The sequence below is a fragment of the Flavobacterium sp. JAS genome (assembly GCF_020991455.1).
Classification (GTDB): Bacteria; Bacteroidota; Bacteroidia; order Flavobacteriales; family Flavobacteriaceae; genus Flavobacterium.
In genome coordinates, this window is sequence record NZ_JAJMOX010000002.1 from 243,860 (window position 1) to 261,970 (window position 18,111).

16 protein-coding genes are annotated in these 18,111 nt (G+C 32.6%); 9 read left to right on the top strand and 7 right to left on the bottom strand.

What is annotated here, in order from left to right:
- Positions 1-21: 21 nt before the first annotated feature.
- The 5 genes from LPB88_RS03215 to LPB88_RS03235 all read left to right on the top strand — a co-directional run bounded on the left by LPB88_RS03215 (position 22) and on the right by LPB88_RS03235 (position 5,319).
- Complete coding sequence (locus LPB88_RS03215) at positions 22-483, top strand: hypothetical protein (protein WP_230712354.1); 462 nt, start codon at positions 22-24, stop codon at positions 481-483.
- A gap of 188 nt (positions 484-671) precedes the next feature.
- Complete coding sequence (locus LPB88_RS03220; protein WP_230712355.1) at positions 672-1,817, top strand: hypothetical protein; 1,146 nt, start codon at positions 672-674, stop codon at positions 1,815-1,817.
- A gap of 315 nt (positions 1,818-2,132) precedes the next feature.
- Entirely contained in the window at positions 2,133-3,428 is a 1,296-nt protein-coding gene (locus LPB88_RS03225) for a hypothetical protein (RefSeq protein ID WP_230712356.1), read from the top strand.
- On the top strand, positions 3,418-3,894 hold the full coding sequence (locus LPB88_RS03230) for a hypothetical protein (RefSeq protein WP_230712357.1): 477 nt from the start codon (positions 3,418-3,420) through the stop codon (positions 3,892-3,894). The genes LPB88_RS03225 and LPB88_RS03230 overlap by 11 nt, the downstream gene beginning before the upstream one ends.
- Before the next feature lie 12 nt (positions 3,895-3,906).
- The gene (locus LPB88_RS03235) at positions 3,907-5,319 is read left to right on the top strand and encodes a lipopolysaccharide assembly protein LapB (RefSeq protein ID WP_230712358.1); all 1,413 of its coding nucleotides are present in this window, start codon (positions 3,907-3,909) and stop codon (positions 5,317-5,319) included.
- Between the two features lie 104 nt (positions 5,320-5,423).
- Here the strand turns inward: LPB88_RS03235 and LPB88_RS03240 are convergent, their stop codons facing one another.
- From LPB88_RS03240 to LPB88_RS03250, 3 genes are all read right to left on the bottom strand, one after another.
- Positions 5,424-6,434, bottom strand: coding sequence for a YhcG family protein (locus tag LPB88_RS03240; protein ID WP_230712359.1), 1,011 nt, complete (start codon positions 6,432-6,434; stop codon positions 5,424-5,426).
- A gap of 106 nt (positions 6,435-6,540) precedes the next feature.
- The gene (locus LPB88_RS03245; protein ID WP_230712360.1) at positions 6,541-6,705 is read right to left on the bottom strand and encodes an IS3 family transposase; all 165 of its coding nucleotides are present in this window, start codon (positions 6,703-6,705) and stop codon (positions 6,541-6,543) included.
- Positions 6,706-7,158: 453 nt separating this feature from the next.
- Positions 7,159-8,049 (bottom strand): DNA-binding protein, encoded by an 891-nt coding sequence (locus tag LPB88_RS03250; protein ID WP_230712361.1) that lies wholly within the window; start codon positions 8,047-8,049, stop codon positions 7,159-7,161.
- A gap of 662 nt (positions 8,050-8,711) precedes the next feature.
- Between LPB88_RS03250 and LPB88_RS03255 the strand changes: the two genes are divergently transcribed.
- Both LPB88_RS03255 and LPB88_RS03260 read left to right on the top strand, forming a co-directional pair.
- Positions 8,712-9,437 (top strand): DUF6088 family protein, encoded by a 726-nt coding sequence (locus LPB88_RS03255; RefSeq protein WP_230712362.1) that lies wholly within the window; start codon positions 8,712-8,714, stop codon positions 9,435-9,437.
- Positions 9,438-9,582: 145 nt separating this feature from the next.
- Complete coding sequence (locus tag LPB88_RS03260) at positions 9,583-10,437, top strand: nucleotidyl transferase AbiEii/AbiGii toxin family protein (RefSeq protein WP_230712719.1); 855 nt, start codon at positions 9,583-9,585, stop codon at positions 10,435-10,437.
- Between the two features lie 61 nt (positions 10,438-10,498).
- On the opposite strand, the gene LPB88_RS03265 is transcribed toward LPB88_RS03260, so the two are convergent.
- Both LPB88_RS03265 and LPB88_RS03270 read right to left on the bottom strand, forming a co-directional pair.
- Positions 10,499-10,849, bottom strand: coding sequence for a hypothetical protein (locus LPB88_RS03265; RefSeq protein WP_230712363.1), 351 nt, complete (start codon positions 10,847-10,849; stop codon positions 10,499-10,501).
- 334 nt (positions 10,850-11,183) lie between these two features.
- Positions 11,184-12,461: a glycosyl hydrolase family 18 protein gene (locus LPB88_RS03270; protein WP_230712364.1), complete on the bottom strand. Its 1,278-nt coding sequence runs from the start codon at positions 12,459-12,461 to the stop codon at positions 11,184-11,186.
- A 329-nt stretch (positions 12,462-12,790) separates the two neighbouring features.
- Between LPB88_RS03270 and LPB88_RS03275 the strand changes: the two genes are divergently transcribed.
- Positions 12,791-13,456 (top strand): IS6 family transposase, encoded by a 666-nt coding sequence (locus tag LPB88_RS03275; protein WP_230712365.1) that lies wholly within the window; start codon positions 12,791-12,793, stop codon positions 13,454-13,456.
- A gap of 322 nt (positions 13,457-13,778) precedes the next feature.
- Here the strand turns inward: LPB88_RS03275 and LPB88_RS03280 are convergent, their stop codons facing one another.
- Complete coding sequence (locus LPB88_RS03280; RefSeq protein WP_230712366.1) at positions 13,779-14,177, bottom strand: hypothetical protein; 399 nt, start codon at positions 14,175-14,177, stop codon at positions 13,779-13,781.
- A gap of 543 nt (positions 14,178-14,720) precedes the next feature.
- Positions 14,721-15,005: an alpha/beta hydrolase gene (locus tag LPB88_RS03285; RefSeq protein ID WP_230712367.1), complete on the bottom strand. Its 285-nt coding sequence runs from the start codon at positions 15,003-15,005 to the stop codon at positions 14,721-14,723.
- Positions 15,006-15,585: 580 nt separating this feature from the next.
- On the opposite strand from LPB88_RS03285, the gene LPB88_RS03290 reads away from it, so the two are divergent.
- The gene (locus LPB88_RS03290; RefSeq protein ID WP_230712369.1) at positions 15,586-16,992 is read left to right on the top strand and encodes a DUF1254 domain-containing protein; all 1,407 of its coding nucleotides are present in this window, start codon (positions 15,586-15,588) and stop codon (positions 16,990-16,992) included.
- Positions 16,993-18,111: the final 1,119 nt, after the last annotated feature.

Genomic DNA, 18,111 nt, shown 5'->3' on the forward strand with positions numbered 1-18,111 from the left:
ATCAGGCTAACCCAAATTACGATGAAATATACAGCCCTTTTATTCAGCCTTGTTTTTTGCCTATTTCCCTTCAAAGATTTCGACATACAATGGGTTGAGAATCTTGATGGCGATTTTTCTTTTTCACCAAAACAGAGCCTAAAATGTGAAGCTTGGTGCTATGAGTACGCAGGTGCTACCGCAATCAACGCAAAACGATGGAGTAAAGACACTATTGAATGTTATACTCTGGCAAATACTGCTACCCATTGTACGTTAAATTTTTATATTATCAATAATGTCATCAGCAATCCAAGAATTGAATTAAATAGCATTGCAAGTGGAAAACGAATCTATATCTGTAATGAAGGAAATATAAAAATTGACAAAAAAGCGATGCAAAAAGGAATTTTAAAAGCCGAATTCGATATGAAATTTGATCATCTGGAAAATCCAGATAAATTAATGTTTTGGAAGGGAAAAATCTATACCAAAATAAAATAATCACAAATCAGAAAATGAAAAATATTTTAGTTCTACTTTTTCTTTTAATTGTACTTTTAATACAAAAAAACATTGGTGATATATCCGATTGTGGCGTGAACTATAAGCGTTATTTCAAAGAAGACAACAAACAAGAAAAGTTTCTGGATGAACTATATAATGAACTTAAAAAGATTAATTTTAAATAAATGAAAAAACTAGTATTACCACTTGCAATTTTACCGTTTATGATTTCTTGCAAGGGACAAGAAAAAATAGATTTATCAAAATTAAATCTAAACGAACCAACAGAGAAAGTAATAAATTATGATGAGGATTTGCTTGTTGGAGTTGAAACTATAGAATATCCGTTTTGCCTATTATTAGAGGTTGAAAATTCTGAGAAATATAGTTTTGAAGGAATTGATTTGAAAGGACAAAAAATCATTTTCCAAATCAACGCTGAAAAACTCAAAACAGATAGTATCTCGAGATTTGGGGGTGCTCATATTGATTTAAAGCCAGTCAAAAATGAAAAGGAATTGAAGAGCACTTTAAGAAGTTTTAATGCAGAGAATAAAATTTATGGGATAAGAATAGAAATGAAAACCCCAGGCTTAAAATCGGAGATTTTAAAGAAAATTGAATTAAAATTTGGTAAGGGTACAAAAAATCCAAATACAGATAAGGGGTTATATTGGAACCTGAAAAAGCAAAACAGATATATTTTCTTCTCACCCGATTATGACAGACTTATTATTCTAAACAGCACCAATTTATCGAAAACTTGTTATTGGGACACTTTCAACGGGCTTATTGATCTTGGAGGTTGTGATAATGAAAAATACACGCAAGAATTGATAAAAAACGCGACAAAGCCAGAAGATGTTAAAGATAAGCCAATCCTGAAAATTGATAAAAACTGGAATGTAAACCATTTTATTGTTGGAAAATCAACTGAAGAAGATTTTGTAGAATCTCAAACCAACAAAAATTTTGAACGAATGGAAGAAATTAATGGAAGTACTGGAGATATAAATCAAATTATGTATCAAAATGAATATCACGATTTTTATTTTTATTTATCCGCTAATAAAATTAGTCCTGAAAATAGAAAAGAAAATATAATTGTAGCCTATGCAATAAACGACTTTAGAAAAGTGGAGATTTCATTTGAAAATGGTTTGAAAGTAGGTATGAAATTCGAGGATGTGGTCAAATTATTCGACAAGAAATCAATCATTGACTATGAAGATTTAAAATTCGCAAACTATATTGAAATAAAAAATGGACTTTATAAAACAACTTTGAACTTTGACGAGAAAAGGCTGTTTTCAGGAATGTTTGTAAAATAATATAAATCAGGTATCAAAATTGTTTCTCTTGGTAAGTGGGATGTGATTGTTTTGTTTAGAGTTTAGGTAAAAAACCAGATTTATTAATACAGATTTAAAAAAGAGTTACACGAATATCTAATTATCTCGGGCGAATTTATATCAACTTGAATTCATATCTTTTTTTTATTAAAATTTGTATGGGGAAGATTTAATTCGTCAGGCAAAAAATATTTGGTAAAAACAGCTCCTAGAGGTTCACAGTTTTCTATAATTTTAAAAATAAAACCGAGCTAAGATCAGCAATTTTGCCCAACGATAAGGGGTATGAAATAAATGGAAAAATTCAGAAAAAATAGTATATTCAAATTCAAGAGAAATTTAATGGGTATTGTATCATGCCTATTATTGCTTACGGCCTGTTCTAAAAAATTACTGACCTATAATCCGGAACCTGAGTCCGAGGTTTATCAGATTAACAATAAAGAAGAGGCTACATTGGTATTTTTTGATTCTGGAAAAACTGGTGGGCTAGAAAAACATTTAGCTATATACAACCGATTTGCAGAAGCTTTTGATACAATTCAAGAGGTACATATACTGCGTATTGATCAAAAGTATGTTATCGAATTTAAAAACTATGGTTATTACTATTTTAATAACAAGGGCACCAAACCCAAATCCGGAATGATATTATCCAATGGTGTTGATAAACCCATTATTGAATCCAATCCAGATAATTATATCAAAGCCTACCAGTCTTATTTTAAAGTTCCATTTAATGATAAAGTATATTATTCTAAATTAAGAAAAACTGAGATCGCAGAACGTCAGAAAGAATCACAAAAAAAATTAAAAGCAAGATTTAAAATTGATCAGAACTATGCCGATAATTTGATAAAGAATTCGAACATTTCCTATTACCCCAGAAAACCGGCCTCTTTAAGCTGTACAAACGGAAAGGTAATTGCCACCATTTTTGAAGATACTCTAAAAACTAAAAAAAGTATTATGCAGGAGGAAAGCATCTATGACCAAAGAGGATTAATAAAAAAATATGCCACTTTTATAAACGAAGCATTATTTTCAGAAGATGAATATTTTAGAAATTCAAATGGTTTGATTGATAGTATTGTACGAAGAAATGAAAAAGGAATGAAGTCCAAAGATGTTTTTAAGTATGCAAAAAATCATTTTAATATCATTTCTGTAGATCAAAAAAGCACAATGGTTTCAAACGTTTATCATTTAAACGATAAATTTCAGTGCATAGAGATAGAAACAATAAACCAGAGTGGAGATGTAGTTTTAACTTCTGTTTTAAAGTACGATGATTTGGGGCGAATTATTAAAGAAACTTCAAAGGATCAAACCATTGAATATGAGTACAAAAATCAAAAAGAAGATTTTTATTCCACAATGAAAATTTACAATACTACAGAGAATAAACTATTTAGTGAGAATATAAGATACGAAGAGGGAAATAAAATCATTTTTATATCAAAAAATAAAGATACAGTTTTGTCCAAAACGATTTCATTAAATAATTCTAATGGCTGTACAAAGAGGGTTTGCAATTATGATTCGAATAACAAATTGATTAATGTCTTTGAATATTTTTATGAGAATTAATTCTTTGCAATCCGGGCAATCAACCAGAATAAGGAGCTTACAATTGAAGCTTTTTTTAAACGATTTAACCAATCTAATGGTGATAATGTTGTTGTTTTTATTGACAAGTTGCTCAGAGATTAACACCACAAATACAAAAGAAATTTATAAATATTGGGCAGGAAAAAATCCACCGTCTGACATTAAACTATTGCAAGGACACTATTGGGAATCCGGTCACTGGTCGGGTGAATACATCATGTACCTTAAATTCAAATCAACCGATAAGTGGTGGAATACATTTATAAAGAAAAACCACCTGTTAATCGACAAAACCAATTGGATTATGCCAACTGATGCGCCAAGTTGGTTTAAACCTTCAGCCAATTTAGATAGGTATAACAATGATGATGATTTTGACCAAGGTTCAAGATATTTTCGCGATCCACTGACCCAAGTTTGCTACGTTTATGAAATTCAATTATAAAATAAACCAATTATGAGGCTTCTGTTTTTTATGCTTCTTGCCTTTACTTCCTTAAGAGGTGTGGGACAAGATAAAATCCAAAAAGAAATCAATTATATCCACAGTTTACGCAAAGAACCCGATAGAATTATAGTCGAATTAGGCAACAAGCCACAATTGTGTTTTATACCTGTGAAAAATAATCCTAATTATGCCAAATACAACGCATTAGTACAACCCTATAACAAAAAGGAAAATTTATTCGAGATAGGAATCCAAGAGCTTACCGGTACTATAAAATCACTTAAGGTTTTAAGTAAAAATGAGGCCACAGAATACGAATTTCTTAAACCTTATTTCCCTGTTGGCGTTGCAGCAGTTTCAGCCAGTGAGATGCCTGGGAAGTATTATGATACTGCTCTTGAACTTTATAACCAACAGCAATACCAAGAGGCCATTTCAACCATCGATAAGGCAATAGTAATAAACACTCAAGATCCGCAATATCATCAATTAAAAGCCCTTTGCCTGTCTCATTTGATGCAATATAAGGAATCCTCAGATGAAGTAAGGTATGCCCTTGAAATGGATAGAGCCAATGCTGAGCTGTATGAGATAATGGCAAATAATTATTATTTTTTGAAAGACAATGAAAATGCGGTTAAGAACTATGAAAAAGCAATTGAATATGAAAGAGAAAACATTTCGAGGATTTATCACAATTATATAAGATGTTTAATTGAAATACCCAATGCGCAAAGAGCTATAAAAGTTTACAAACTCTATCAATACCGAAGCTATAATTTGACTCAATATGCAGATGCTACAGGGAATTTAGAAAACGACTTAGAATTTTACGCCGCACAGGCTTATCAGCAAATAGAAGATTGGAAAACGGCTCTTGAAATTTACGACAGGTTAATTGTCATAAGTCCTGATGTTTATGGTTATCGCGCACAAAGAGGAAGACTTTACCAGCAAAAAGGAGATTTTTTACCAGCAATCAAAGATTTTGAAATAGCACTAAAACTAGATGCAAACCAGACTATTTTATGGACCAATCTGGCACAAATATATCAGGAACTTGGTGAATATAAAAAGGCAGAAACTGCCTATAATGAATATCTAAGCAAAAACACTCATGATGCTGTACAACTCAGTAATTATGGCTACCTATTATTGGATGAAGAACATTACAAAGAGGCGCAGGCCAAATTTGAAGCCTCTTTTAAAATAGATGAAAAAAGCTTAGATACCCACATCGGACGGATACTTGTAGCTCATCTGCTGGGCAATGCCAAAGAAAAGAAACAGCTTATTGCCAATGCAAAATCACAATTTCCCCAAGTTAAGATCAATACAGCAACCTTAAAGACACTCATGAAAACGGGGAATTATTACTATTCTGAAAAAATGATAACCATTTGGGAAGATGCAATTGATTAAGGTTACTCTACATTTATTTATGCTTTTAGCTTTCTCTAATGTCTATTTTTCAGGAGATATGCCACGATTTTGCCAAAGAAGTGGAATTATCGTTTTCGAGCTATTTAATCTTTTTTGTCTACTTCAAAATTTGCTAATTCTTTGTTGATCTCTTCTAGTAATTGCTGTTCAGTTGGAAGATATAAATGATACTGGCTTGCAATAATACTTTTGTTGCTTTCTGGTAATGTGAATTTAACTACACCATCATTTTTATTAGCACAAAGTAGTATTCCAATTGTAGGATTTTCATTTTCATTTTTCTCGATTCGATCATAGTAGTTAACATACATCTGTAGCTGACCGATATCCTGGTGAGTAAGCTTATGTGTTTTGATTTCTATTAAAACAAAACATTGGAGTAATCTATTATAAAAAACCAAATCTACAAAAAACTCATCTCCATCGATATGAATTCTTTTTTGCCTTGCAACAAAGGAAAAGCCGTTCCCAATTTCTAATAAGAATTCTTGAAGATGCGTTATAATGGCCTGTTCAAGATCTTTTTCATAATAAGCAGCTTCACGCTTTAAGCCTAAGAATTCCAAATACATTGGGTCTTTTATAATCTCTCGTGCATCTGAAGGTAATTTTTCTTTTTTAGCAACAGCCAGTACACTTTCTTTATCACTGCTCATTAAAAGGCGTTCATATAAACTGCTGTTTATTTGACGTTCCAATTGTCTGGATGTCCAATTATTTTTTACACTTTCAGCGATATAGAATTCTCTTTTTTCTTGGGTATCAATTGACAATAAGAGTTTATACTGTGTCCAGCTCAATTGCGTCCGCAGTGCGGACGCAATTGGAAAAGTTCTGTAAAATTGACGATACCGCTCCAATTGTCTGACTGAAAATCCACTGCCATACTCAGGTTGTAATTCTTCTGCGAGATATCTAATTAAGTAAACTCCGTAATCAGCTCTCTCTTTTCCATGCTGTTCTTCCTCAAAAATACGTTTTCCAATTGTCCAATACATTTTGGTTCTTTCATTATCAACAGCCCTAATTGCGCGCTCTTTAGAGGTCGCAATTATTGCCTTTATATCAGGAATTATGGATTGGTTTTGTAGCATTTTAAAAATGTAAGAATGTTAGCTTTATGATATATACAAACATACAAAAAGTAATAAAAAATATGATAGAGCAAATCAAGGAGAACCGATAAGAAGGTCGCAGAACCTATTTTGTAACAGGATGCTGATTTTGAAATTCTTCGATTGTGAGATTTCCCAGGGTTGAATGTCTTCTATGAATGTTATAAAAATTTTCTATATACTCAAAAAGAGGATCTTTTGCTTGTTCTTTTGTTTCATATTTATTCCAATAAATTAACTCTGCTTTCAATGTTTTGAAAAAAATTGCGAGTGTTCTTATAAAGATTGATAAGTACTGTAAAGTAAAAAAATATAAATCCTTGGGATTTTATTTCGACAGCTATAGAGGTTGAATTTTGGGCATAAAAAAAGTCCTAATTTTCATTAGGACTTTTAGTGGGGAGAGCAGGATTCGGACCTTAAGCTAGGAACCCGCGTATATACTGCATTTTATTTTTTTTTACCTAGTGCGCCACGATGTTGCCACGAAAATAAAAACGTCATTTTTTTGAATTCACAAACTGTGTAAATTGTTGTATGTCAAGTGTTTGTGATTTGTTTTGTTGAGTTTTATAATTCATTTTGATCAATAAATCAAAATTACTCTATTTTTTGATAAAAATAACTGCTTTTTTGATAATTATCAGATTTTTTTAAGCCAAGTAATGCTTAGATTTTGAAGTTGCTTTTTTGTCTGTTCAATCTACTTGTATTCTATCTCGAAATAATTGAGAATTGATTTATAATTATCCTGTGCAGTAAGACAGGTATCCATCAAATATTCCTTTACGTTACTCCACTCCTGAAGTCCTCTATAATAAAAAAGTTTAAGCTGTTCATCAATGATAAAAGGAACAATATTGTTTGCAAGACATTCCTTGAAAATAATTAACCGTCCCACACGACCGTTTCCATCTTGAAAGGGATGTATGATTTCAAATTTATGATGAAAATCAATGATGTCTTCTATAGTTTTATTTTTAATAGTATGATAAGTATGGATAAGTTCTTTCATTTTTTGAGCAACTTGACCAGGGGGACAAGTCTCATTACCTCCAACTTCATTCGGCATTTTTTTGTATTCACCAACATTAAACCAATCTTTTGCACTATCTGAAGTACCAGATTTTAATAAAAAATGAAGTTCTTTAATAATGGTGTCGTTAAGCTTAGTATTTGCCTTTTCAATGATAAAATCTATGCAGCGAAAATGATTTGAGGTTTCAATAATGTCATCTATATTTACACTTTCTTTAGAAGCACCAATTGTATTGGTTTCAAAAATATATCTTGTCTGATCATGTGTAAGTCTACTTCCTTCAATTTTATTTGAATTATAGGTTAAATCAATCTGAGTACGGTGATAGATACCACCTTTCAATTTCATATCCTTTTGCTCTTTCAAACTGTTCAGTAAAATATTCTTACTTACTTTTTTATTTCCTTTTCGAGGAATTACTGCATCTTCAGGAATATTCCAAGTTTTACCCGTTAGGAAAGCTCCTTTTAATTTACCCAATGCACAATAATTGCGAACCGTCCTTTCCGACAGTTCCAGTTTTTTTGCAAATTCTACTACTGAAAGATATTTCATGGTTTAAATAAGGTTCCGTTATCGGCAAATGTATGTAAAAAATTAACATAAAAATGATTAGTTTGCCGATAACGAAAAAGTGAAATTAAATCATTTAAATATTTGAATATGATTTTTTAATATTGTCAAGATAGAGTACTTTAAGTTTTTGTGGCAAATAAGAGGGCAATTCCACCCCCAAATGTGCCACGATTCTGCCACAAATTTCAAATTGTTATTTTTTTTAACTCGTAATTCATTGTTTAATAACGTGTTGTAATCTGTGGTTAATTGCATAGCAAATACAAATTTTTATGACATCACTAACAAAACATTTTTAAGTTATTTATGTGATGAAGAAATTTAAGATTAACCTTTGAATATAGATTGGTTTTTACCAATTTTTAAAGCTAATCAATCCTAAATTAGCTAGTGAACACAAATTTTTCCATTTTTAAGGTGCTTATTATACAAATTTTTAAAGCTAATCAGCACTACAATAACTACTCCACACAAATTTTTGCATTTATAAAGCGCTTATTTTACAAAAAATTAAACACTATATGGCTTATTTTAGGATTTGTTCTTCCACATTTATTTGTTTATTATGCCTTTTCTTGTGTCAAGTAAAAGTTGGAAAAAACTTGACAATTGATGTATAATTGCATATCTTTGCAGTTATTATGACAGTAGCAGATAAAATAGAACGTAAAGTAAAACAGATTGCGCCGGGAGAGGTATTTGGATATGCTGCACTTGGTCTTTCTGCTGATGAATTAATGGCAGGAGCAAAAGCGCTTGGCAGACTGACTTCTAGAGGTATAGTTAAAAGAGCAAGAAAGGGATATTATTATAAACCCAAAATAAGTGTGTTCGGCGAACAGAAACCCAGGGAAGAAGCGCTGCTGGGATTGTATTTGTATGAGGACAGTAGACAGACTGCTTATGTTACGGGCACAAGGCTTTATAATAGGTTGGGGCTGACTACACAGGTTACAAATGCAGTGCGTGTTGCCTCTCAGAGCAGGCAGATAAAAGGACGTGCTGGGAGTATGGCTGTAAAACCTGCGAAGAGTTATGTTAAGGTTACACCTGATAAGATTCGTTATCTTGAGATTCTGGATGTTATGAAAGATTTTAATTCTATTCCAGATATGCAGGCCAAAGACGGACTTACCTATTTAAAAAAAGAAATAGGTCGTTTAAAAAATGATGAGATTAAAAAGCTGGTTTCTTACGGGATTTCATATCCTCCAAAAGTAAGAGCGCTGCTTGGAGCGGTGCTGGAAGATATAAAGGATTTCGGAGACTTAAAGAAGCTAAAGGCATCAATTAATCCAGCAAGCCGTTACCAGTATGGGATTACTGCGGAATTACTGCCTACTATTAATTACTGGAACATAGGATAATGAATTTACATTTAGATAAAGACAGTTTTGAAGGAGCCATTGTAATTGCGGCGGAGATTTTAAAGTTTCAGAGATTTTAATAGAGAAAGATTACTGGGTTACATATGCACTGAAAGAGCTGTTTTCGTCTGCAGTAAAAGACAATATTGTTTTTAAAGGCGGAACATCCCTTTCCAAATGTTATAAAATTATTCACAGGTTCTCTGAAGACATTGATCTCATAATTATAAAAGAGCCTGGTGATTCTGGCAACGCATTAAAAAATAAACTAAAAGAAGTAACGAATATAACAGATGATTCGATATTAAATCCTGTTGAGGATCATCCCGGTACAAATAAAAAAGGGAGCATTCGTAAAATAGTATATTCTTTTCCCAAGCTGGGCATGCAAGGGCAGTATGGTGAGGTTGGAGAATTTATTGCGGTTGAGGTTTCTCATATGGGAAGTTCTGAGCCCCGCCAGACCACATATATCTGCAGCTTGATAGCAGAATATATTAAACAAAGCCAGACTCCTGAACTTATTGAAAGATTCGGGCTTGAGGATTTTCAAGTTACGGCGCTGGGAATTGAACGCACGTTCTGCGAAAAAATTATCAGTCTGGTACGTTTTTCACATACGGAAAACCCCATTGAAGAATTGTCTAAAAAGGTGCGCCACACTTATGATCTTCATCTGCTGTTAAAGCAGGACAAAATTAAAGAATTCACTGCTTCAAAAGAATTTGACCAAATGCTGCTGCAGGTCGGACTCGATGATGATAAGGCCATTCCTAACAATAAAGACTGGCTATATGTGCACCTTGGAGACGCACTATTATTTAAAAGTACTGCAGCTGTTTGGGAACAATTAAAGAAAATTTATACTTCTTCGTTTAAAGAAATGGTGACTGGTGAACTTCCAAAGGAGGGTGAAGTTTTGGAGACTCTGATGTTTCTATCTGGGAGAATTCAGAAAATGGATTGGCCGATAACAAAAGAATATTTCAGAAAAAATTAAGCGCTGGCAAACATTTATTATTCAAAGATTTGAAAAAAATGAATTGTCTGAGTGATTTATTTTAAACAAAAAAACTAAACTGATTTACTTTAAAAAGGTAAAAAACCTTATTTGTTAGAAATGATATTGAATCTCTAAATTTCATATTTTCAAATTGACTCAAGTTTAAGTTTTGCAAACCACAAGATTTTATCGTAAAATTAATTGGTGTACCCACAATTTTAAAATCTAGCGAAGGAACATTGTCTCCTGTAGATTCGTAATAAATAGGCGGTTCAGCTAGTTTCGCTTTAATTTCAATTAAGTCTTTACTTTCAATTATGTTGGGTTTAGCAAAAATGAAATATGTATATCCCAAATAGAATAATACCATAAATATCCACGAAAAAGTTGCTTTATTATTTTTTTTCATTCGTTTTTTACACGATTTTTGTCCTTATGCTCGCTAACGTCAGTTTGTCTCAAAACCTCCATTTTTTATTATTTTGAACGTAAATATAGCTGATTTAAACTACAAAAATAACTTCCTGTAAAAACTCAATCTGTTGATTGTTTTGAACGAGTACCCTTTTACTTGTATAAACTAAATCAAAGCGTTTGCAATGTGGCTTTTTAGATACTTACTACTTAATAAAACGTATTAAGAACCTTTTTTTTATTAGCCCGCGTTACAAACGCTACAATTATCTTTTAAATATTATGTAGGCACTCGTTGCATACGAGCACCAGAGGGAATAAAAAAATCACTAACCGAATACTCCGTTGATCTGCGATAACACCCAACTGAAACCTCCGCCTGCCAAATTCACATAACAGGTTTGTCCACTGAATGCAATAATAGTTCTACCCGCAGGAGCAGTCACCTGAAAATTTTGTGGATCAACTACATTGGGATTAATGGTGGCGGGATAACTTGTGCCGTTGATGGTGATTTGAACTACCACATTTTGTCCGTACCAGTATCCTGTTACGTAACTGAAAGCGGTGAGGCCATTTGTGAGATTGATCGGATTATTCCCATTGCCGCCATCACCACCGTGTTGTAATAGTTGTACCACATACGAGCCGTCGCTGCTGGCATTGGTACATTGGATGGCATCCACAACATCTCCGCTACGGATAACGATACTTTGGATAATAGTAGGAGTAGTTTGCGCATTCAAGATGGCTCCATCGTCGAACACAACCACATCCGGTTGGCCGGTCAGGTATGGCCGCATCAATAGTTGTTGACTTTGCTCGAAAGGCCAGTTGGAAGAATCAAGCCGCCAACTCATCATAGTTTGGTAGGGGTATTGCTTACTCTGGTACTGAATCCCAGCAGCGTATTGCTGAGAAGCATAAAGCGCAGTGACACCACTTTCTAAATAAGCACCGAATCCCAATAGATCGGCATTGATACCGTGTGCAATAAATACGCTAGGATCGCTAACCCAGTAACTTTGCAAATTGAACACATCCACATTGGCATTCACAGCATCCGCATTCAGGTTGTTGACATTACCGGACTGGTTAGAACTCGCCGAAATGGCCAGATAATAGGTATCCCCGAAAGCCTTACCCAATGCGTTGAGCCAGTGGCCACATTGCTTATGAGAGAGTTGGCTCGTGGGCTGTTCCCAATCAATGTCGAAACCATTGAGGTCATTGTTAGCCAGAAAGTTGGCAACATTGGTCGCAAAAGTGGTCAGCAGGGCGGGGTTGTTGATGATCGTTTGGAGATCGTTGGTGATTTCTTGGGTATAGGCCAGTAAAGCAAATATGGTGATGTCCGGGTTTTGTGCACGGGCATCTAAAACCTGTTGTGCAAGATATGTGTTACTGGTTTGCAGGGTGGGACTGCTAGGGTTACTCATATCCACGCCAAACCAGCCGATGCTCAGGTAATCAAGGGTGCTGTATATCCTGTTGAGCTTAATAGAACTAAAATTGCTGTTGGGTGAGCTGTAGGTCGCGTTTGCTGGATGTAGCTCATTAGTCAGCCACGCACCGATGGCGCCGGTAAAGTTTTTTTTGCTTTTCATGTGATTAGAATTTTAGAGTTTTCTACCTAGTTTTTAATTTCTTTATTAAAAATACCAACTAATAGGCTTTTATAATGTAAAAAATGTAATGAGTACGATTTTCTAATGTATGAGTAAGCATAATCTTGGAATAAGATGCAGTCAATTATTGTAAACGATTTAGAAGAAGAATTAAAGGTTAAGAATCAAAACACAAAATTAGATTATAAAATAAACACAAATTTGTCTTATGGATTTTTAAAAAACCGAATTTTAGAATTGCTTTTAAAGAAGGGTTCTGTCGCATCTAAAGCTAAGTTTTATCTTTGCCTTTTTAAATTCTTAAACTCATGAATACTAAAGGTCATTGCTATCCGAAGTCTATTATACTGCAGGCCGTATATTTTAAGCTTAGGTTTACATTAAGCTATCGGGATCTTGAAGAGATCATGAAAAAGCGAGGAGTTTCTGCTCGTCATGCCACCATTGAGCGCTGGGTTTATAAGTTTACACCTTTGCTTGAGTCAGAGATGAAGAAGAGAAAAGTCAGAGTGGGGGCGAGTTGGAGATTGGATGAAACCTATATCAAAGTAAAAGGTATTTGGTGTTATTTATATCGAGCGGTAGATAAATTAGGCAATACAGTAGACTTTCTTTTGACCAGAAAAAAACAGAGAATGAGTGCTCAGTCATTTCTAATTAAAGCAATTAGTAATAACTACAAGCCAAGAGTAATAAATATTGATAAAAGTGGTTCTAATAATGCCGCTATCAAAGTCTATAACAAGCGTTCATTCTCAAAGGTTAAAATTCGGCAGTGTAAATATCTCAACAATATTGTAGAACAGGACCATCGATTTATAAAATGGAGGATACAAAACGGGTTAGGCTTTAAAAGCTTTGAATCAGCACGACGAACATTGAGTGGAATTGAAGTTGTGCATATGCTGAGAAAGAATCAGATGATTGGACATGGTACAACTATGTTTAAATCATTCTGTAAATTGGCGGGCTAACTTTTAAATTACTTCAATTCTTATATTTGATTCTGGCATATGCGACAGAACCCAAAAGTACGTTTTTATAACATGCAATGACAAATTTTGAATTCGTTAATTGATGGGGGCTGGACAAAAGCTTTATTGAATCCGGTTAAAAATATATTTTTTGTTTCTGAAAAGAATATATCTCGGGAGGATTAAATAATTGCTCTTTTCTGTCTGTGTTTTTAATTAGACGAACTTTATCCTTGTTAGTGTGAGTCGCTATCTAATATCCGTATCTCGTGTCAATGGTGAGTTTTTAGTTTTGTCTATGTTTTATCTCACTCACATAAAGTTAATCATATTCGCAGATTTCTGCTTTGTCGGTAAACTGCTTTAAAATGTTTTCAAATTCTTTTAAATTATGAAATTCATTGGTTTCATAAGCATTGTATAACATATAGTTTATACTTTCCTTCTCAATATAAGATGCTAAAGCTATATACCTTTCTAGGGTAAAAGTTTCTACCAATTTAATATGTTTAATGGTTGTCCAATATCTTAATTTGTCTCCAAGTATTTCGATTCCGTCGACATTTATTTTTATCAACGGCTTTTCCTTTTCTATGTTAATTAAATTTACAATTCTTGTCCATATTCCCCAAGCAAAAAAAATACTGAGTAATAAAAGCACTATAAAAAACCAGAGATTTTCAGATGTCCAATAATCATAAGATTCAAAATAAAGACCCATTGCCCAGATTGTAGGGACGCAAAAAAACAGAAACCTGACAAAAATAGAAAAATACAGAGATGTTGCTGCGGGCTTGTCTTTATATATAATTATACTATTGTCAACTTTTTTATTCAATTTATTACTTGCATTTAGTGTTTTAATTGGAAAAATTGGTAAGACAGACCATATACTTCCGGTAAAATTTGACCAGTAGTTTCGCAATGTATTGACCAACATTCTTTAATTTTGATCGATCATAATAATTTGGCATTAATTAAAGTCTCATTTGTTATTAGTGAGTCTCTAATGTTTTTGTTTGTCATAGTATGAAGTTCTACCAAATATACGATAAATTTAAATCGAATTATTATGGCCACTTGATTTGACAGATAATGGTCAACGATACTGAGATTTCCAATTGATATCTAAACCTTATTAAGTAGTACCAAAAAAACATAAAAAGCCAATTTCTTAAGAAATGGGCTTTTTAGCATTAGCCGCTTATTTTATATCTGTTACATTCATAATCCAATTTGTTATTAAATCTTTTACTTGTTCTATTTATTGGAATTTATTTCCAAACATATTAATTCCTTTGATTCCCCATCCATGATCTCCCTGAGGAAATATAAATAAACTTGAATCTATCCCTTTGTTTCTAAGTGCTTCATAATACATTATGCTATTAATGGGAGAAACAATGGTATCATCATTACTTGTCAATATAAATGTAGGTGGCGTATTTACAGATACTTGGTTTTTACAAGAAAGGGCTTCGATATCCTGGACAGATGGTTGATTGCCTAAAAGATTTTCCCTAGTATTTATCTGTGTATTGTTGCCCATGGTAATAACTGGATAAAAGAAAATGGAGAAGCCTAAGAGTATAGTATTTATATGGAAAAAGTTAGTGAATTAGTTTCACTATAGGGTGAAATATTTCTAAAAAACCGCCTTAACTTTTTGTGGCAAAAAAGGTATCCACTCCAAATATCATGTGCCACGAATTTGCTATCAAAATTTTCACTGTTTTAAAAATATTGAAAGTTTAACTTGTTTTAAAAAGGTGTTATAATTCTTTATTGTTTCAAATATAAAATACAATTTTTTTATAAAATAATGATAAAGTATAAAATTGAAATTGTTTAAATGGCTTTGAGTAATTTGAAAGAATTTTGCAATAATCTTTTATAGTACTTGTTATTTGGTCATAAGAAAAATTGGTTTCAAGTTCTAATATGAAACAAAGTTTTAAATTACAAGTCATCAAATAGCTTTAATTTTAGATTATCTTATGGATTAGCATATTATAAAATTAATTAGTTACTTTTTTATGCTTAAATGAGCCGGAAAAATGTTAAAAAATTATGCCAAAAACAGAATGCACTAACGAAATTGTTTTTAATTATTTAAAATTTGAATTATTATGAAAAAGATTCTTCCCTTTTTATTTATTATTTTTTTAATGACAATAGCTTGTAAAAAAGAGCAGTCTATTGAAAAAGCAGATGCGAAAACAGCTAATATTTCTGCAGATTCAGTCACAGCAATTGTTAAAGAAGCGTGGATATATGGTTATCCTATGTTTTATAATTATAAAACTATCTATGCGAATGCTATAGATAAAAATGCAAAAGAATTTGTTGGCGGTTTTAATAAATTTAGAAGTGTTGCAATGAGTGCAACTCCTGCAGATACTTTAGTAGTAACCATAAATAATGATACACCATATTCTATGGCTACACTTAATGTGTCAGATGAGCCGGTTATTCTTCAGGTGCCAAAAATTGAAAATGACAGATATTATGTAATGCAGTTTATAGATCTTTACACTTTTAATTTTGAATATATAGGTTCCCGTGCAACTGGGAATGAACCAGGTAAATATCTTATCGCTGGTCCAGACTGGAAAGGTAATACTCCGAAAGGGATTGATAAAGTTTTACATTCCGAAACAAACTTAATTTTTTTGGTAGGACGGACACAACTTCATAACCCGCAAGATGTGCCAAATCTTAAAAAAATACAAGCGCAATACAAACTAATTCCATTGCACAATTATACACAGCAAGCTTCTCCACCAGCAAAAAAATATAATATGCCACTTCCTGTCTGGAAAGAAGATGACTATAATTCTCCTGAATTTATTAATGTTTTAAATGCTTTATTACAATATACAAGTGAAGACAGTAGTGAAAAACAGCTAAGAGAGCGTTTTGCAAAAATTGGTATTGTGCCAGGAGTGCCCTACGATAGTTCTAGATATTCACCAGAAACAATAAAGGCAATTGAAAAAGGAATTGCCGAAGCTAAAAATGAGCTAGAATCTGAGGTTGATAAAGTAACAGACGCCGGAAGTCTTTTTGGTACACGTGCTTCCCTTAAAAACAACTATCTCAATCGTGCTATAGCTGCTGCTGCAGGGCTTTATGGAAACACAAAAGAAGAGGCTGTATATACTGGCAGTTCTACTGATAAAGATAATCAGCCATTGTTAGGAAGTAATAAGTATATATTGCGTTTTTCTAAAAATCAACTTCCTAAGGCAAAATACTTTTGGAGTATAACTATGTATAATCTGCCAAAACGTTTTCTAGTACCAAATCCCATTGCAAGATATTCTATTGGAAATAAAACACAGGGACTAAAATATGAATCAAATGGAGATTTGATTTTTTACTTACAGGCATCTTCGCCTGGAAAAAGTAAAGAAAGCAATTGGCTTCCAACTCCAAAAAGTGAAAAATTTATGTTTGTAATGAGAATCTATGGACCCCAGCCAGATGTAATTAATAACTCATGGAAAATACCTTTAGTGGAAAAAATAAAGTAGTAAACATTGGGCTACACGATCTACGCGTTTATACTGGTTGCTAAATAGGGGGGAGCTTACGACAAAATCCAAAGTACAAATTATATTGATGGTGTTGACCAGACTTCTTTTTTACTTTCTTATTAATGGAATATCTAATAAAAATGCTGTATTTATGTATTCTGAAAGCTGTATAGCTTTGCGCCGGTAGGAATATAAACTGCATATGAAAGTATTTAACACTTCGGTACCAAGAAAATATGGGTCAAAGTGTAGTTGAAAATGTCGGCATGAGTCCATGGATATATAATTTGTATAATTCTCCAAAAGAAGATTTGAGTTCCGAACATCGTTATTTTTGATGAGGACTGCCGGGCATGATGGACTTATTAATGCACAGATGTCTTCTTATCAAAAATATACAATGAAATATATTGGTTTGAAAAAACCTGGCTCTGAATAATTATTTTATTGAAAGTTTTCTTAAAATAATGTATCAAATGATTCGTAAGCAGATTCTTTAGGAACTATAATTATAAAAACCTTGAAAGTCAATTAGCTTTTGAGGTTTTTTTATTCAATAAAAGTGAATGATCTTGCTGGCTTCTAAAAGTTTCGAACCTAAATTCGTTAGACCTTGATTTTGCTAAATTCCCAGTTTTAAAAAATACCATGTGCCACGATTCTGCCACAAAACTTATCTTTAAAAACCGCCTTAAACTTTAGTGGCAAAAAAGGTATCCACTCCAAACCTTGTGTGCCATGATTTTGCCACGAAACTTAAACGGCCAGTTTTTTACTATTTTTAAGCTAACTTGTTTGAAATTAATACTGTAATTCTTGTTTTCAATAGTCAAACTTAACTAATTTAGTAATAAAATTAAAAACTTATTTCAATATTTTAGCAGTTTAAAGATAATGGTCATAAGTTTAATTTAAAAGCATTCGTAAAAAATAGGAGATTTAGAATACATTATTTTTTTAATTTTTCTGATATATTTTTAAGATAGAAAACATTAACTTTTTGCAGTAAGTAGATAGTAGCTTAAGCCTCAAAATAATTATTTTTTGAGAGTGTATTTCGGTCAAAACCAAAGTTTGAATCTGGTTGTTATTTAATTGTCAAATGATATATATAAT

What these genes read in the sequence shown, in the direction of transcription:
- LPB88_RS03215 (WP_230712354.1), top strand. Translation starts at nt 22, where the DNA reads ATGAAATATACAGCCCTTTTATTCAGCCTTGTTTTTTGCCTATTTCCC.
- LPB88_RS03220 (WP_230712355.1), top strand. Translation starts at nt 672, where the DNA reads ATGAAAAAACTAGTATTACCACTTGCAATTTTACCGTTTATGATTTCT.
- LPB88_RS03225 (WP_230712356.1), top strand. Translation starts at nt 2,133, where the DNA reads ATGGAAAAATTCAGAAAAAATAGTATATTCAAATTCAAGAGAAATTTA.
- LPB88_RS03230 (WP_230712357.1), top strand. Translation starts at nt 3,418, where the DNA reads ATGAGAATTAATTCTTTGCAATCCGGGCAATCAACCAGAATAAGGAGC.
- LPB88_RS03235 (WP_230712358.1), top strand. Translation starts at nt 3,907, where the DNA reads ATGAGGCTTCTGTTTTTTATGCTTCTTGCCTTTACTTCCTTAAGAGGT.
- LPB88_RS03240 (WP_230712359.1), bottom strand. Translation starts at nt 6,434, where the DNA reads ATGCTACAAAACCAATCCATAATTCCTGATATAAAGGCAATAATTGCG.
- LPB88_RS03250 (WP_230712361.1), bottom strand. Translation starts at nt 8,049, where the DNA reads ATGAAATATCTTTCAGTAGTAGAATTTGCAAAAAAACTGGAACTGTCG.
- LPB88_RS03255 (WP_230712362.1), top strand. Translation starts at nt 8,712, where the DNA reads ATGACAGTAGCAGATAAAATAGAACGTAAAGTAAAACAGATTGCGCCG.
- LPB88_RS03265 (WP_230712363.1), bottom strand. Translation starts at nt 10,849, where the DNA reads ATGAAAAAAAATAATAAAGCAACTTTTTCGTGGATATTTATGGTATTA.
- LPB88_RS03270 (WP_230712364.1), bottom strand. Translation starts at nt 12,461, where the DNA reads ATGAAAAGCAAAAAAAACTTTACCGGCGCCATCGGTGCGTGGCTGACT.
- LPB88_RS03275 (WP_230712365.1), top strand. Translation starts at nt 12,791, where the DNA reads ATGAATACTAAAGGTCATTGCTATCCGAAGTCTATTATACTGCAGGCC.
- LPB88_RS03280 (WP_230712366.1), bottom strand. Translation starts at nt 14,177, where the DNA reads ATGGGTCTTTATTTTGAATCTTATGATTATTGGACATCTGAAAATCTC.
- LPB88_RS03285 (WP_230712367.1), bottom strand. Translation starts at nt 15,005, where the DNA reads ATGGGCAACAATACACAGATAAATACTAGGGAAAATCTTTTAGGCAAT.
- LPB88_RS03290 (WP_230712369.1), top strand. Translation starts at nt 15,586, where the DNA reads ATGAAAAAGATTCTTCCCTTTTTATTTATTATTTTTTTAATGACAATA.